This window comes from Sinorhizobium terangae, from assembly GCF_009601505.1.
GTDB lineage: Bacteria > Pseudomonadota > Alphaproteobacteria > Rhizobiales > Rhizobiaceae > Sinorhizobium > Sinorhizobium terangae.
In genome coordinates, this window is sequence record NZ_WITC01000045.1 from 22,436 (window position 1) to 36,104 (window position 13,669).

The 13,669-nt window shown below is 61.7% G+C and carries 14 protein-coding genes and 2 pseudogenes; 2 read left to right on the forward strand and 14 right to left on the reverse strand.

Going from position 1 to position 13,669, the window contains the following annotated elements:
• Nucleotides 1–18: 18 nt before the first annotated feature.
• The 7 genes from GHK62_RS12710 to osmF all read right to left on the reverse strand — a co-directional run bounded on the left by GHK62_RS12710 (nt 19) and on the right by osmF (nt 7,063).
• Complete coding sequence (locus tag GHK62_RS12710; RefSeq protein ID WP_153439564.1) at nt 19–876, reverse strand: carbohydrate ABC transporter permease; 858 nt, start codon at nt 874–876, stop codon at nt 19–21.
• Nucleotides 873–1,757 carry a carbohydrate ABC transporter permease gene (locus GHK62_RS12715; RefSeq protein WP_153439565.1) on the reverse strand — a complete coding sequence of 295 codons (885 nt, stop codon included), beginning with the start codon at nt 1,755–1,757 and terminating at the stop codon, nt 873–875. Before GHK62_RS12715 ends, GHK62_RS12710 begins: the two co-directional genes overlap by 4 nt.
• Nucleotides 1,758–1,770: 13 nt before the next feature.
• Entirely contained in the window at nt 1,771–2,928 is a 1,158-nt protein-coding gene (locus tag GHK62_RS12720; protein ID WP_153439566.1) for a Gfo/Idh/MocA family protein, read from the reverse strand.
• 174 nt (nt 2,929–3,102) lie between these two features.
• Complete coding sequence (locus GHK62_RS12725) at nt 3,103–3,840, reverse strand: ABC transporter permease (protein WP_153439567.1); 738 nt, start codon at nt 3,838–3,840, stop codon at nt 3,103–3,105.
• A complete protein-coding gene (locus GHK62_RS12730) occupies nt 3,840–4,778 on the reverse strand; it encodes an ABC transporter ATP-binding protein (protein ID WP_153439568.1) in 939 nt (312 codons plus the stop codon). Before GHK62_RS12730 ends, GHK62_RS12725 begins: the two co-directional genes overlap by 1 nt.
• The gene (locus GHK62_RS12735) at nt 4,775–5,962 is read right to left on the reverse strand and encodes an ABC transporter permease (protein ID WP_153439569.1); all 1,188 of its coding nucleotides are present in this window, start codon (nt 5,960–5,962) and stop codon (nt 4,775–4,777) included. The genes GHK62_RS12730 and GHK62_RS12735 overlap by 4 nt, the downstream gene beginning before the upstream one ends.
• A 189-nt stretch (nt 5,963–6,151) precedes the next feature.
• The gene (gene osmF, locus GHK62_RS12740) at nt 6,152–7,063 is read right to left on the reverse strand and encodes a glycine betaine ABC transporter substrate-binding protein OsmF (RefSeq protein ID WP_153439570.1); all 912 of its coding nucleotides are present in this window, start codon (nt 7,061–7,063) and stop codon (nt 6,152–6,154) included.
• 222 nt (nt 7,064–7,285) lie between these two features.
• On the opposite strand from osmF, the pseudogene GHK62_RS12745 reads away from it, so the two are divergent.
• Together GHK62_RS12745 and GHK62_RS12750 are read left to right on the forward strand one after the other, a co-directional pair.
• A pseudogene (locus GHK62_RS12745) lies at nt 7,286–7,396 on the forward strand (DUF4126 domain-containing protein); the annotation flags it as partial.
• Between the two features lie 56 nt (nt 7,397–7,452).
• Complete coding sequence (locus GHK62_RS12750) at nt 7,453–8,829, forward strand: FAD-containing oxidoreductase (protein ID WP_153439571.1); 1,377 nt, start codon at nt 7,453–7,455, stop codon at nt 8,827–8,829.
• 26 nt (nt 8,830–8,855) lie between these two features.
• Here the strand turns inward: GHK62_RS12750 and GHK62_RS12755 are convergent.
• From GHK62_RS12755 to GHK62_RS12785, 7 genes and pseudogenes are all read right to left on the reverse strand, one after another.
• Nucleotides 8,856–9,144 (reverse strand): annotated as a pseudogene (locus tag GHK62_RS12755) (sulfite exporter TauE/SafE family protein); the annotation flags it as partial.
• Nucleotides 9,145–9,469: 325 nt separating this feature from the next.
• Nucleotides 9,470–10,024, reverse strand: coding sequence for a hypothetical protein (locus GHK62_RS12760; protein ID WP_153439572.1), 555 nt, complete (start codon nt 10,022–10,024; stop codon nt 9,470–9,472).
• A gap of 172 nt (nt 10,025–10,196) precedes the next feature.
• Nucleotides 10,197–11,003 carry a dimethylarginine dimethylaminohydrolase family protein gene (locus GHK62_RS12765; protein WP_153439573.1) on the reverse strand — a complete coding sequence of 269 codons (807 nt, stop codon included), beginning with the start codon at nt 11,001–11,003 and terminating at the stop codon, nt 10,197–10,199.
• A 170-nt stretch (nt 11,004–11,173) separates the two neighbouring features.
• Nucleotides 11,174–11,695, reverse strand: a complete 522-nt coding sequence (locus GHK62_RS12770) for a DUF2231 domain-containing protein (RefSeq protein WP_153439574.1) — start codon at nt 11,693–11,695, stop codon at nt 11,174–11,176.
• Nucleotides 11,696–12,103: 408 nt separating this feature from the next.
• On the reverse strand, nt 12,104–12,532 hold the full coding sequence (locus tag GHK62_RS12775; protein ID WP_153439575.1) for an OsmC family protein: 429 nt from the start codon (nt 12,530–12,532) through the stop codon (nt 12,104–12,106).
• Nucleotides 12,533–12,662: 130 nt separating this feature from the next.
• Entirely contained in the window at nt 12,663–12,878 is a 216-nt protein-coding gene (locus GHK62_RS12780; protein WP_153439576.1) for a hypothetical protein, read from the reverse strand.
• Nucleotides 12,879–12,975: 97 nt separating this feature from the next.
• A complete protein-coding gene (locus tag GHK62_RS12785) occupies nt 12,976–13,431 on the reverse strand; it encodes an RbsD/FucU family protein (RefSeq protein ID WP_153439577.1) in 456 nt (151 codons plus the stop codon).
• Between the last annotated feature and the right edge of the window lie 238 nt (nt 13,432–13,669).

Here is a 13,669-nt window from a genome sequence, read left to right on the forward strand (position 1 = left end):
CCCTTCTTTGGTGGTTGCTTATTGTTTCACCGCGCCGGCGGTCAGGCCGCTGACGAGATAGCGTTGCAGGAAGAAAATGACGACGACGGCCGGCGCGATGCCGACGAAGCTAGCGGCCATCAGTTCGTTCCAGACCACTTCCTGCCGGCCGAAATAGGCGAAGAGACCCACGGGCAACGGCATGTACTCGGTCTTGGAATTGAAGGTCAGCGCGAAGATGAACTGCTGGGCGTAGGAGCCGATGAAGGTGGTGATCGCGACGACGGTGATGCCCGGCATGGCGATCGGCAGGATCACCCGGCGAAGCGTGTAGAAGTGACTGGCGCCGTCGACGAAGGCAGCCTCGTCCAGTTCCCGGGGGATACGCATCATGTAGGTGCGCAAGAGCCAGATCGCCGAGGGAATGAGGAAGGCGACGCCCGGCACGATCATGGCGAAATAGGTGTTGAGCACGCCGAAGCTGCGCATCAGCCGGAAAAGCGGGATCAAAAGCACTGCGCCGGAAAACATGTTGACCGCGAGGAAGGCCGCAAGCAGCGGTCCGCTGCCGCGGAACCTGAAGCGCGCAAAGGCATAGGCAGCCGGCACCACCAGCGCCAGCACGACGGCGGTGACGATGATGGAAACGAAGAATGAGTTGAAGATATAGCGGGCGAAGCCCGGCACGCTCACCCACATGGTCCTGTAGGCGGCAAAGGACCCATTCTCCGGCCAGAAGCGATAGGGCGATGAAAAGAGCAGGCTGAGCGGCTTCAGCGACACCAGGAAGCCTTCGACGAAGGGGGCGAGAATGAAACTCAGGAAGACAAAGATTCCCGCGTAGATTCCGACGAGCTCGTACCAGCGATAGCGATTGATCAAGGCCGGTTGGCTCATCGGCTTTCTCCCGAGGCGAGGCGGTGTGTGACGCGGAAGTAAAGCAGGCAGAAAATCGACAGGAAAATGCAGATCACCACGGCACGCGCTGCACCTTCGCCGTATTTCTTCGAGCCGATCGCCGTTCGATAGGTGTCGATGATCATCGTCGTCGTGTCACCGTTCGGGCCACCCTGTGTCAGGATCCAGATGATGTCGAACGAGTTGAAGGTGGCGATCAGCGACAGCATCGACATGGTGATCATCGCCGGCACGAGCAGCGGCAGGGTGATGCGGCGAAAGCGATAGAAGCGGCCAGCCCCGTCCGTCCATGCCGCCTCGTAAAGATCCTGCGGGATCGCCTGGATCGAGGCCAGAAGATAGAGCGTCACCAGCGGCACGCCGATCCAGACATCGGTGATGATCGTTGCCCAGAACGCCGTTGAACCATGCGCGAGGAAGGCGATCGGGCCGTCGACAAGGCCCATGTTCTGCAGCACGCCGGAAATCATCCCGAACTGGCCGTTGTACATCCAGCCCCACATGAAGATGCCGATTGCCATCGGCACGATCCACGGCGGCATGGTCAGGACGCGAAACAGGGCACGGCCCGGTACGGCGGCGTTCAGCATGACGGCGCCGAAGGTGCCGATGATCATCTTGATCGAGACGGAAAAGAAGGTCCAAACGAATGTCCGGACGATCACTTCCGCGAAGGTGCTGTTGAAGATCTTGTCGTAGTTGACTGTGCCGACCCATTTGGTGGTCTTCTTCAGCGAAGCATCTGTAAACGACAGGATAAATGTGTCGACGAGCGGATAGGCGACGATGACCGAGACATAGAGCAAGGCGGGAAGAAGCAGGATCCAGGCGAAGATGACGGTGCTGCGCCGAACGCTCATGCTCCTCACCCTCTCAGGCCGCACGGGCGTGCAGGGCTTCGTCGAAGCGGTCCCAGAGCGGTCTCAAATCGACGACCGCCCTCTTCATCCGCGCCTCGTCCATGGAAAGCGCCAGGATGCCGGCCTCCAGCGCATCGAGCGGTGAGACCGGCAGCGGCCCCTCGTCTCGGACGTGGGCGATGATCTCGGCCGCCATCTGCTCGTCGGCGCCGTAATGCTGCGAAAGCTCCGTCGCGGCATAGCGCTTCTCGACCACCTTCTTGCCGGAGAGCACTTCATGGACATCGAGATAGCCGCGGATGAAGTCGCCTTCGGCCATGCCGCGCGATCCCATCACGCAGAAGCGGCGGAACTGGTCCGGCACGTTCAGGTTGGTGTGGAAATTCATCGCAACGCCGTTGGCGTATTCGATGATCGCAACCTGATAGTCGATGATGTCGCCATCGCTGTCGAAGACCCTGTCCGATCCGAGCCACCCGCTTGGCTTGCGGTGGAAGAGCTGCAGATCGTTGATGCCTTCGCGGGCGGGATCGTTGGCAGGAATGAAGCTCTTGCGGCCGCCGAAGCTTGCGACCCGCTCGGGCCGGGCGCCGACGACACCGTTATAGAGATCGAGGTCATGGCAGCATTTTTCGAGCATGAAGCTGCCGGCGTAGCGTCCATAGCGGCGCCAGTCACGCATGAAAAATGCGCCATGATAGGGTTCGATATGTTCCGAGGCCTCGATCGAAACGACCTGGCCGAGCGTTCCCGCGGCCTGGGCGGCGCGAAGGTCGCGATACAGCGGCGCGTAGCGCAGCACGAGGCCGACCATCAGGCGGTCGTGACCGTGCTTCGCCAAAACCCCGGCAAGCTCGAGGCTCTGTTCGATCGTGCTGACGATCGGCTTCTCACAGAAGATCTTGAGACCAGCCTCTAGGCCGATGCGGATATGATCGAGATGCATGTGGTTGGGCGAGCCAATCATCAGCAGATCGAGCTTCTCGCTGGCGATCAGTTCCTCAGGCGATCCATAGGCCTTGCCGGCGGGAATGCCTTTTTCGACGAGGGTTGCGAGTCCCGCGGGCGCCGGGTCGACATAGCCGGCGATCTCGAAGCTTTCGTCGATCGCCTTGAAAACGTAGCCCAGATAGCCAAGACGGAATCCGAGTCCGATTATACCGACTTTCATGCTCGCGCTGTTCCCTTGCCTTTTGGCGTAATTTATTTTCGTAGACTGAGATAGATTTTTCAGGGCGTCAACAAAAAATCGGCCATTCCGGCGAAATGTGAAATTCATTTTCACAATCGCACCAAACTGCTGCTGTTACGACTTCTGCGAGCAGTGGCAAGTCGTCCGGATGGTCTAGGCGCGCACCCGGCCGGAAAGGAATCTCTCGAATGCCTGAAGCCCATCATGGATGAGCACGGCCAGCGCGGCGACGATGAGGCCGCCTTGAAGCACGAAGGCGAGGTTGTTCGACTGCAGACCGGCGATGATGACTTCCCCGAGCGTCTTGGCCGCAACGGTCGACCCGATCGTTGCGGTCGCAAGACTGATCACGACGGACAATCGGATCCCCGTCAGGATCACCGGCAGCGCCAGGGGAAGCTCAATGTTGAAAAGCCGCTGGCGCTCCGTCATACCCGCGCCGCGTGCAGCCTCCATCACGGCGGGCGGCAGCGTCGTCAAGCCCGTCAGCGCATTCTCGAAGATCGGCAGCAGGCCATAGAGGAAGAGGGCGATCAGCGTCGGTTTCTCGCCAAAGCCGAAAATCGGCACCGCCAGCGCCAGGACAGCGACCGGCGGAAAGGTCTGGCCGATGTTCACGAGGCTGCGCGAGAGCGGAAGAAACTCCGCCCCTGCCTTCCGCGTCACGAGGATCGCCAGAGCCACGGCAACGGCAGCCGCGCCAGCCGTTGCGACAAAAACTGTCCTGAGATGCAGCACGGTCAGCCAGAACAGGCTGCCCTGGTTGTAGATCGCCGGCGCATTTTGCTGAACCAGTGGCCGCAGCAAGGGTTCGAACCAGGAGGGCTGCAGCAGGAAGGCGAGCAACAGCAGCAGGACAGCAATCCGGGCGAGCTTGGGTAGCCACGCCATCACCGTGGCCTCGCCGCCCGTTTTGCCAAGCCTTCGAGGCTGACCTTGCCGAGGATGGCGCCGTCCGGCGCGGCAACCGGCAGCGCAGATCGCCCGGACCACAGGAGCTCGGAGAGCGCCTCGCGCTGGCTGAGCGTCGCCGGTATCGGCGCGCCTTCGGCCGAGCCGGGCTCGACCGCATCCGCGGCCGTGTCGATCGCCAGCAGCCGGAATGGCCGCTCGCTGGTGCCGATCAGCGTTTCCACGAAAGGTGTCGCGGGTTTGACCAGCATCTCGGCCGGTGTCGCGTATTGCACGACCTCGCCCTTGTCCATCACGGCGATCCTGTCGGCGAGGTGAAACGCCTCTTCCATGTCATGGGTGACGAGGATGATGGTCGTGCCGAAGTGTCTCTGGATCGCGACGAGGTCGTCCTGCGCCTTGGAGCGGATGATCGGATCGAGGGCGCCGAAGGGTTCGTCCATCAGAAGCACGTTCGGCTCGGCGGCGAGCGCGCGCGCAACGCCGACCCGCTGCTGCTGGCCTCCGGAAAGCTCATGCGGATAGCGCGGGCCAAAGGCCGCAGAATCGAGCTGGAACAGCGTCAGCAGTTCCTCGACCTTCGCGTCGATGCGCTTCCTGTCCCAGCCGAGGAGCGTCGGGACCGTGGCGATGTTCTGGGCGACCGTGCGGTGTGGAAACAGCCCGTGGCCCTGGATGGCGTAGCCGATCCTGCGGCGAAGCTCGAAATCCGGCAGGGCGCGGTTATCCTGGCCATCGATCCTGATCGTGCCCGAAGTCGGCTCGACCAGCCGGTTGACCATTCTGATCAGCGTCGTCTTGCCCGAGCCGGAGGTGCCGACGATCACGGTGATCGTATGCGGTTCGACGGTCAGCGACACGTCGTCGACAACGGTCGTGTTGCCATAGCGCTTGGTAACCTGTTCGATTTCGATCATGCGGTATTGCCCTGGTTACGGTCCGTTACGGTCATTTCGATCAAGGCGTCGAGCACGATCGCCGCCGCAAAGGCCAGGACGACGGTCGGCACAGCGCCGAGCAGCACGAGGTCCATCGCCGTCTGGCCTATGCCCTGGAAGACGAAGACGCCGAAACCGCCGCCGCCGATAAGGGCGGCGATGGTTGCGAGTCCGATGTTCTGGACGAGCACGATGCGGATGCCGGTGAGGATCACCGGAAAGGCGAGCGGAAACTCGATGCCGGCAAGTCGCTGCCAGTCGGTCATACCGATGCCGCGGGCAGCGTCGTTGGCGTCGCGCGGGACGCCGGCGAGCCCGACCACCGTATTGGCGACGACGGGCAGCAAGGAATAGAGAAACAGCGCGACAAAAGCGGGCGCGACGCCGATGCCGCGAATGCCGATGGCCGCGGCACCCGGCACATGTGTCGCGATCCAGCCGAGCGGAGCGATCAGGATGCCGAAAAGCGCGATCGACGGAATTGTCTGGATGGCGTTGAGAACGTTCAGCACGCTGGCGCGCAACACCTCCACCCGATGGCAAAGCACGCCTAGCGGCAAGCCGATGACGGTCGCCGCCGCGAGCGATCCGAGCGCGAGCGTTACGTGCCGCCCCGCCTCCTTCCAGAAGGTGTCGACGCGGCTTGCATATTCCTTCAGGATGGAGAGTCCGTCCCAGCCGCCGGCTATCAGCATAGCACCGGCGGCCGCAAGAACCGAAACAAGAAAGAGGAGGCGGATGACGGGCCCGGGATTCAGGCGTGTCAGCGCATCGGCAACCAGAAGTGAGAAGGCGAAAACCATCACCCAGAAGCCCGAGGCCGGCGAAACGCGGGCATAGGTGTTTTCCGGCGGCGTCAGATGATTGGCGGCCATTCCGATCAGAATGCCAAGCGCGACGAGAGCGGCAAAAGCCGCAGCCATTCGTACCAGGTTCGGCGTCTTGAAGAGGGCAACCGCCGCAGCCAACGCGATGAGGCCAAGAAGCGTGTATCCGAGCGATGGCGGCAAGCCCTCCAGAATTGCCTTCGCCTCACCCTGGACGATCCGGTTGGCCCGGAAGGTTGCAAACGGCGCAAGGAGCGCGCCGTAGCCAGCGAGCGCAGCAATGACGACGCCGAGCTTGTCGACGCGGAAGGGCAAGCGTTCCTTTCCTTGGATCATGCCATCACCCGTGGCGTTTCAGGAGTCGCCCGTCCGGTCGGATGGACTGCTGCATGATTCCTTAAATCGGAATCGATTAAGGACAAAATCATGCGGCAGTTCGATTTGCTACAGCGTCCTTTGCGCATCTGACTGGACGCGTGGGCTGCAGGAGGCGCCCGTCTGGACGTGCGCCCTCCCTTCGTCACATCATTTCAGAAAGCCGTTCTTCTTCAAGAAGTCCTCGGCAACGGCCTTGGCCGGCTCGCCGCCAACCTGGACGCGCCCATTAAGCTCCTGCAGCGTCACGAGGTCGAGCTTTTCGAAGACCGGTTTCAGCAATTCCTCGATCTGCGGGTTTTCCTTGAGCACCGCTTCGCGGATGATCGGTGCCGGCTGATAGATCGGCTGGACGCTCTTGTCGTCTTCGAGCACGACGAGGCCGGAAGGCGCAATGCCGCCATCGGTGCCGTAGACCATCGCGGCGTTGGCGCCGTTCGTCTGATTTGCAGCCGCGGCAATCGTCGCCGATGTATCGCCGCCTGACAGCGTGATCAGTTGGTCGGGCTTAAGCTTGAAGGAATATGTTGTCTGGAACGCCGGAAGCGCCGCGGCCGAGTTGACGAATTCGGACGAGGCCGCAAGCTTGACCTCGCCGCCGCCCGAGACATATTTGCCGAAGTCGGAGAGCGTCTTGAGCTTGTTGGCCTCTACGACCTCCTTGCGGAGCGCGATCGCCCAGGTGTTGTTGGCGGGCGACGGGGTCAGCCAAACGATCTTGTTGGCGTCATAGTCGAGCTTCTTTGCCTGCTCATAGGCCTTGGCAGCATCTTTCCAGGCCGGATCGTCCGCCTTCTCGAAGAAGAACGCTGCATTGCCGGTATATTCGGGATAAATGTCGATCTCCCCGGCGGTAATCGCCTTGCGCACCACTGGTGTCGCGCCAAGCTGAACACGGTCCGTGGTCTTGATACCGTTGGCATTGAGGACGGCGAGAATGATATTGCCGAGCACGCCCCCTTCCGTATCGATTTTCGAGGAAACGACGACATCGGCCTCAGCCGCAGCGGCGGTGAGCGCGATGGCAAGGGCAGTACCGATAACAGTCTTGATCAGGCGCATGATTGTCTCCCTCGTTCTGGTCTCGCAGTTTGATCACGGATTCTCCGCTGGGTCGGCGTAAGCCATTCCATATATGTCAGGGTTCGGCGAAAAATAGAGCGGGTTGCGTGTCCGCGCCTACGGTTGAATTCTCCGGCAGACGCACTCTCCTATTGGACATTGCAATCGATACCGTTCTCAGCCACTCTCCCCTCAGCGCATGGAATTGTTTCGGGGGAAACCATGTCCGTCAAGATTTTCGCGCTTTTGATTGGTGTGGTGGCGGGGCTTTGTGCCATGACCGCGCCCGCCGCCGTCTGCATCGCGGCCGATGCGGGCTGGCTGCCAATTGCCCTTCTCCAAGCTCTGATCGCAATTCTGCTAACCTTCCGGGTGGTGTCCTCCGTGTCATGAGCAAGCACTTCGACGCAATCATCATCGGCGCCGGCCAGGCCGGACCATCGCTTGCCGGGCGGCTGACGGCTGCCGGCAAGACCGTTGCGCTCATCGAGCGCAAGCTTTTCGGCGGCACCTGCGTCAACACCGGCTGCATGCCGACCAAGGCGATGGTGGCCAGCGCCTATGCGATCCACACCGCGCGTCGCGGCGCCGAATACGGCATGATGACCGGCGCGATCTCCGTCGACTTCGCCCGCGTCATGGCACGCAAGGAGAAGGTTCGGCTCGATGCTCGTTCGGGCGTGGAAAGCTGGCTCAAGGGCATGGACAACTGCACAGTCATCGAAGGCCATGCACGCTTCGAAAGCCCGACCGACATCCGCGTCGGTGATGAGCTGATTTCCGGCGACCAGATTTTTCTCAACACCGGCGGCCGTGCAGCGGTCCCTGATTTTCCTGGCGTCGACGAGGTTCCCTATCTCACCAACACCTCGATGATGGACCTCAGCGAACTCCCGGAGCACCTCGTCATCATCGGCGGCAGCTATATCGGGCTCGAATTTGCTCAGATGTTCCGGCGTTTCGGTTCCGAGGTGACCGTCATCGAGAAAGCGCCGCGCCTGATCGGGCGGGAAGATCCGGACGTCTCCGATACGATCCGCGACATTCTCGAAAAGGAAGGCATCCATGTCCGCCTCAATGCCGAATGCATCCGCTTCGCCAAGCATAAAGACGGCGTCGCCGCCGGCGTCGATTGCACGTCAGGAGCGCCGGAAGTCATCGGCTCGCATGTGCTGCTCGCCACCGGCCGCCGGCCGAATACGGACGATCTCGGGCTCGACAAGGCTGGCGTGAAGACCGACCCGCGGGGCAATATCGAGGTCGACGATTTCCTGCGATCCAGCGTTCCACATATCTTCGCGATGGGCGACTGCAACGGCCGCGGCGCCTTCACCCACACCGCCTACAACGATTTCGAGATCGTCGCCGCCAATCTCCTCGACAACGATCCGCGCCGGGTGACCGACCGTATCCCGACTTACGCGCTCTACATCGACCCACCGCTCGGGCGCGCGGGCATGACCGAGAGCGAAGCCCGCAACAGCGGCCGCAAGCTGCTGATCGGCACACGGCCGATGACGAGGGTGGGGCGTGCCGTCGAGAAGGGCGAGACGCAGGGCTTCATGAAGGTGATCGTCGACGCGGACACGCAGGAAATCCTCGGCGCATCGATCCTCGGCACCGGCGGAGACGAAGCGATTCAGAGCATCCTCGACGTCATGTATGCGAAGAAGCCCTATACGACGATCACCCGCGCCGTGCACATCCACCCGACCGTGTCGGAACTGATCCCGACGGTGTTCGGGGAACTTACTCCTGCGAAGTAATGCCAGGATTGTCCTTACCGAGTCCCTCAGAGCACGTCTGTCAGTTCGAGCGTCTGGTAGCCGGCCAAAAGCGTGATCAGGGATCCGACAAGCCGCAGGAGTGTCTTCTCCTGCAATGTCTTGATCACCCATCCCGCCGGCGCCGCCGGAACACCTCCGACGATCAGCCCGCCAACAGATGTCAGGTAATCGCCGATTTCGCCGGTTTGCTCCCAGTGGCCGGTTACATGGTGGCGAGGAAGCTCAGCCACACCGAAGTGCAATCAGGAACTCGGCCGCATTGACCGTGCCAATCACGTATCGCGGCCGACCGCCGCGAACAGTAGGAATTCTTCCATACGTGGCTCTGCGCATGACTGCGTTCATGGTGCCCCTCAAGGTTCGCAATTAAACGGACCACGCATCGGCTTGTCCCGTGATTTCGGCTCGGTCCGGGCGTGCCTAACTACTGTCGAAACGTTGCCGCACCCTGATCCAGTCGGTCGTGACCGGCCCCGCGACGATCACGTTCGTACGGATAGAGGCGTGGGGCGCGCGCAGCACAAACCAAAACGAGTGCCTTCGCGAACAAAAGCATCTCAGCTGTCGTTGCCGCAATTTGCGCGAACAACCGTTCGCGCCCAGAGCTTTTCCACTCTCGCTATTTCACCGGTACCATAAGGTGGGCGTAAGGAGTGCCTGCCCACATCACATACGGCCGGGAGGTGTCGGGCTTAGGGTCCGTCGGATAGCCCTGCATCATGTCCGTCGCGTTGACGATCATGACATGCGGGCCGGTTTCCACCCAGTTGTTACCCTCTTCAGGTTTTGTCGCGTAAGGATCGGTATTGCTTCCGTCGGTGCCGCCGGCCAGCATATACATGAAGCCTACCTTCCCTTTTGGCGGCTCCTTTTTCTGCATCCATGCCGTCGCCCATTCCATGGCATTGGCATCGCCGCACATCGGGTCCGGGCCTGGCGTGACCGGATTGTCCGGCATGCACCAGAAGCCGTTCGTGCCCTCCCTCAACGTGCGCATACTGCCCTTCTCGTCCATAACGTGGATGGCAGCGCCCCTTGCTACCGCAGCGGGCGCAGCGGATTCGGCGCTTTTGATCAGCGCAGCGTCGTCGACGGCTGCGTCGGCGGCTACGCCTTGCATTGCAACCAAGCTGCTTGCTGCCAACAGAGCAGCGGCCGTTAGAAGCCTTTTCATGGCCATTCTCCCGGATCGCATTCATCGTTGTCATTGTATCGGCCGGCGGCTGTCCCGAGCCGCATTAGCCACGCCTAAAATAATAGCAGATTGGCCGCACCCAAACAATTAAGCAGAGCAGGCCAGGGCGCCCGCGACGATCTGGTATCGTCCGTTGCCATGCGGCACCTATTCACCCACCTTTTCCGCAGCTGAACCAACGCAGCGACATGCAGGAGAGCCCGGCATCGATCTTGCCGATTTCCGTGGTCTTCAGCGGCACGACCTTGAAGCCAGCCCTGTCGAGCATCTCGATCGTGCGCGGGAAGTCGGCGCCGACCATGACGACGTCATTGACCCGGAGCGCGTTGGCGGCCGCCTCCTCGCCCTCCGGAATGATCACCTGCTTGAATTTCCCGAAGACGCCCGACCGCGCCAGGCGGTTGGTGGAAAGCACGGTTTCGTCGTCGAGCAGCGAGCAATCCGTCTTGAAGTGGAGAACGCCCTCGGGCGTCGCGACGATCTCACTCTTGCGGCCGAGCCTGTCGAGACAGCTCTGAAGCGCTTCGGCGCCTGCCTTGTCTGTGCGGGCCGAGAGAATCATTACGCTTTCACCTGTCGTCAGCACGTCGCCGCCATCGGCATAGCCCGTGCCCGGTAGTTCAAGAACCGTCTCGAACGCATCGCGCAGCGTCGGCGCGATTTCCTCGACTTCCTTCACGCGTGTCGCCGCGCCCGGCCTGAGCAGGATCGCCCCTTCGGTGAAGACGAGTGCCGGGTCCTCGACGAAGATCGCGTCCGGAAAGGCTTCGAGCGCCGGAAGGACGGCAACCTCAACGCCGGCTTTCTGCATCGCCTGAAGATAGGCGTCATGCTCGGCCTTGACCCCCTCATAGGTCGGGTTACCGCGATCTTCGGCGCGCAAGCCGTTGACGACCGAGCGCGAAGGAGTACGGGCGATGATCCTGTTGAAATTATAGACGGAGCGTGGCTGCGGCATTCGTTCGGCACCTGAGCTTCGACGGTTTTCACTGATGACCGCTGCAGTCGATCAGAGAATCGCGCTCGACGCTAGCAAGTTTGCGTCAGAATAAAGTGTTTTGATGAACAGAGTCTCAGCCCGGCCCTGCCGGGGCTCTGCAGCTTCTGATGGGCGTCCCTGCGGCTGAGCTAAAGCTCGTCGGAGACGCCGACCCGGTGGCGATAGACCAGCTCCCAGCCTTTCCAGCCGGTGAACAGGAAAATTCCGACGACGATGAGCGAAAGCAGCAGTCCTTCCGGTATCACGGCCTGGTCGCCATTCGAATAGCGCAGATAGAAGTTCACCGCCGTCACGACGATTGCCACCGCGTTGCCGATGAAGTGATACCAGGCATCCGTCAGTCTCCGGATGAGAGGTTCGCCCAGGAAATCCGTCAGACCGGCGACCGCTGCCAATGCGCCGAAGACCAGCGCGCCGCCGAGGAGCCACAGCGCCGCGGCTGACCATGATGACGAGCCCGTCTGCCAGAAGGCGAGATCGCAGAACAGCGTCGTCACCACGAAGACGACCGGAAACGGAATGAGCATCGGGTGGATCGGATGGCCGGCGATCTGCAGCGTGCTGCGGGGATTGCCAGCAGGACGCGCCAATTCCGGCGTCGATACGGCTCCTTGCGCCGTCGTTGAAGTGTGACTTTCATTCCAAGTCATGGACGCTGCCTCCTCAATACGGAAGCGGCGGGCGTCAAAACTTCGCGTCACATCCAGCCGGATGGCGCGGAGCCGGTAGAGGTGTCCGGTGAAGCGCTCGACAACCTCCGAAGATCACTGCTCGACCTCTTCCGGCGGAGCCGGCGGCCGCCAACCTCAAAACGGCGGAATCGCGAGCGAGCAATTACAAACGTCGCTTGATAGTAGAAGGTTCCACGACCGCAGGTACACTCAGCTGCCAGGCGCGGATGCGAGCACAAAGCAGCGGCGGTTGCTATCCCTCTGGAACCCTTGGGTGACACGCATTACAGCGCCGTGCGTCCATTAGGACGCACAAACGACGCTGTAACTCTTTGATTCGACGCATCGTGCTTTCCGAAAATCGGGTCCGATTTTCGGGCCGATGTGCTAGCCATATACCCTGGTTGCGAAATCCGGATTGCCGCGCAAGGTATTGCTGATCGTGCAGATCTCCGCCTCGGCCGCCTCGGCTATCGCATGGCGAACGGTGTCGTCGAAATCGCCCTTGATGGAGAACTCGATGTCGAAGCGTGCGACACGCGACGGCTCGTCATGGGCTTTCTCGCCGGTGACCTTTGCGGAGACTTCCGTCAATCTGTCGAGTACACCGAAGCGGCTCGCGGCAATGCGGGCGCTCAGCACCAGACAGCTCGCAAGCGAAGCATAGAGAAGATCGAGCGGGCCATAGCCGGGTTGTGACGGGCTGGTGACGATATCGAGTTCGCCACCGGTGACCGATTTCACGTGCGGGAAGCCCGTGCGCCCGACGACGGCGGTCGCGCCCGTCTCCCTCGTCCTTACCTTCAACTCACCCATTCATTATTCCTTCCCGCTGCGCACGCGACCGGCGCAATATCAATGCAACGCTCCGCTCCTGCAACAACGCCGCGGGGGCTTATCAGGCCCACGGCGCAATTTGCTCCCCGAAGAAATGGACGTGGATCGCTCAGTTCTTCTTCACCAGGCGGTAGGAGACGAAGTCGGATGTGGCGCCGTTGACGTTGCCCGCGACATTATTCTTCGTCGCCACCTGGGTCGCCGCCTGGAACATGATCACGATCGGCGACTTCTCCTGCACATTCTTCGGGTCGCGCTTTCGGAGCTCATCGAGATGCCGGCCAAGCTCGCCTTTCTCGCGGCCGCGCGAAAGGCTGCGAAGCAAGAGCGCTCGGTCGCTCTCCAAACTTCATTGGGTCGCGGCGCGGTTTACGACCGCGATCCCTCGCCCTTGTTGTCCGGTCTAACGTCGCGCCGACGAATCAGGCGGTTTCCGGCGGAATGACGCCCTTGGTGAAGAGGAAGCAGCCGTAGAAACGCGTCTCGCCCGTGGTGATGACGCAATAGGCCTTCTTCGCCTCTTCGTAGAAGGCGAAGCGCTCGATGCCGTACATCGGCGCCGGCTTGCCCTCGGCGCGATCGATTTCGGCCTGGACCTCCCGCTGTACCGCCGGAAGCTCGTCCGGCGCGCCCATGACTTCCATACGACCGGCCGAGGGCTGCAGCGGTGTGTCAAGCGGAAGGACCGAGAGCACCGCCTTTACGGCGCGCGCGGCGGAGACGTTGTCGATGTGCAGCAGTTTCCCGAGCGTCGTCTGACGCGCGATCGCATCGGATGGGAAATTGGTGTCCGAGATGACCAGCGTGTCGCCGTGACCCATCGAGCGCAGCGCGTGCAGCACGTCGGCATTGAGAGCCGGGTCGATATTCCTGAGCATTCCTGTCCTCCCCTGCATGATTCCTTGACCGATCTAACGACAGAACCATGCTGCAATTCAACGTGCTGCAGCAACTTTGCACGTCCGATCGGACGCGCGGCCCTGCAGGCACCCATCGCCGGGGCTTCCGGCGGCGTACGGCCGCATCAGGCCCATTCCAACGCCGGGCGTCAACAAGGTTGTTCGGATTTCCCCGCTCTTCCGGCCGTGCCCCCGCCCGAGAAGATGCTGGATCCTC

Coding starts and splice junctions, on each gene's coding strand:
- GHK62_RS12710 (WP_153439564.1), bottom strand. CDS start 876: ATGAGCCAACCGGCCTTGATCAATCGCTATCGCTGGTACGAGCTCGTC.
- GHK62_RS12715 (WP_153439565.1), bottom strand. CDS start 1,757: ATGAGCGTTCGGCGCAGCACCGTCATCTTCGCCTGGATCCTGCTTCTT.
- GHK62_RS12720 (WP_153439566.1), bottom strand. CDS start 2,928: ATGAAAGTCGGTATAATCGGACTCGGATTCCGTCTTGGCTATCTGGGC.
- GHK62_RS12725 (WP_153439567.1), bottom strand. CDS start 3,840: ATGGCGTGGCTACCCAAGCTCGCCCGGATTGCTGTCCTGCTGCTGTTG.
- GHK62_RS12730 (WP_153439568.1), bottom strand. CDS start 4,778: ATGATCGAAATCGAACAGGTTACCAAGCGCTATGGCAACACGACCGTT.
- GHK62_RS12735 (WP_153439569.1), bottom strand. CDS start 5,962: ATGATCCAAGGAAAGGAACGCTTGCCCTTCCGCGTCGACAAGCTCGGC.
- osmF (WP_153439570.1), bottom strand. CDS start 7,063: ATGCGCCTGATCAAGACTGTTATCGGTACTGCCCTTGCCATCGCGCTC.
- GHK62_RS12750 (WP_153439571.1), top strand. CDS start 7,453: ATGAGCAAGCACTTCGACGCAATCATCATCGGCGCCGGCCAGGCCGGA.
- GHK62_RS12760 (WP_153439572.1), bottom strand. CDS start 10,024: ATGAAAAGGCTTCTAACGGCCGCTGCTCTGTTGGCAGCAAGCAGCTTG.
- GHK62_RS12765 (WP_153439573.1), bottom strand. CDS start 11,003: ATGCCGCAGCCACGCTCCGTCTATAATTTCAACAGGATCATCGCCCGT.
- GHK62_RS12770 (WP_153439574.1), bottom strand. CDS start 11,695: ATGACTTGGAATGAAAGTCACACTTCAACGACGGCGCAAGGAGCCGTA.
- GHK62_RS12775 (WP_153439575.1), bottom strand. CDS start 12,532: ATGGGTGAGTTGAAGGTAAGGACGAGGGAGACGGGCGCGACCGCCGTC.
- GHK62_RS12785 (WP_153439577.1), bottom strand. CDS start 13,431: ATGCTCAGGAATATCGACCCGGCTCTCAATGCCGACGTGCTGCACGCG.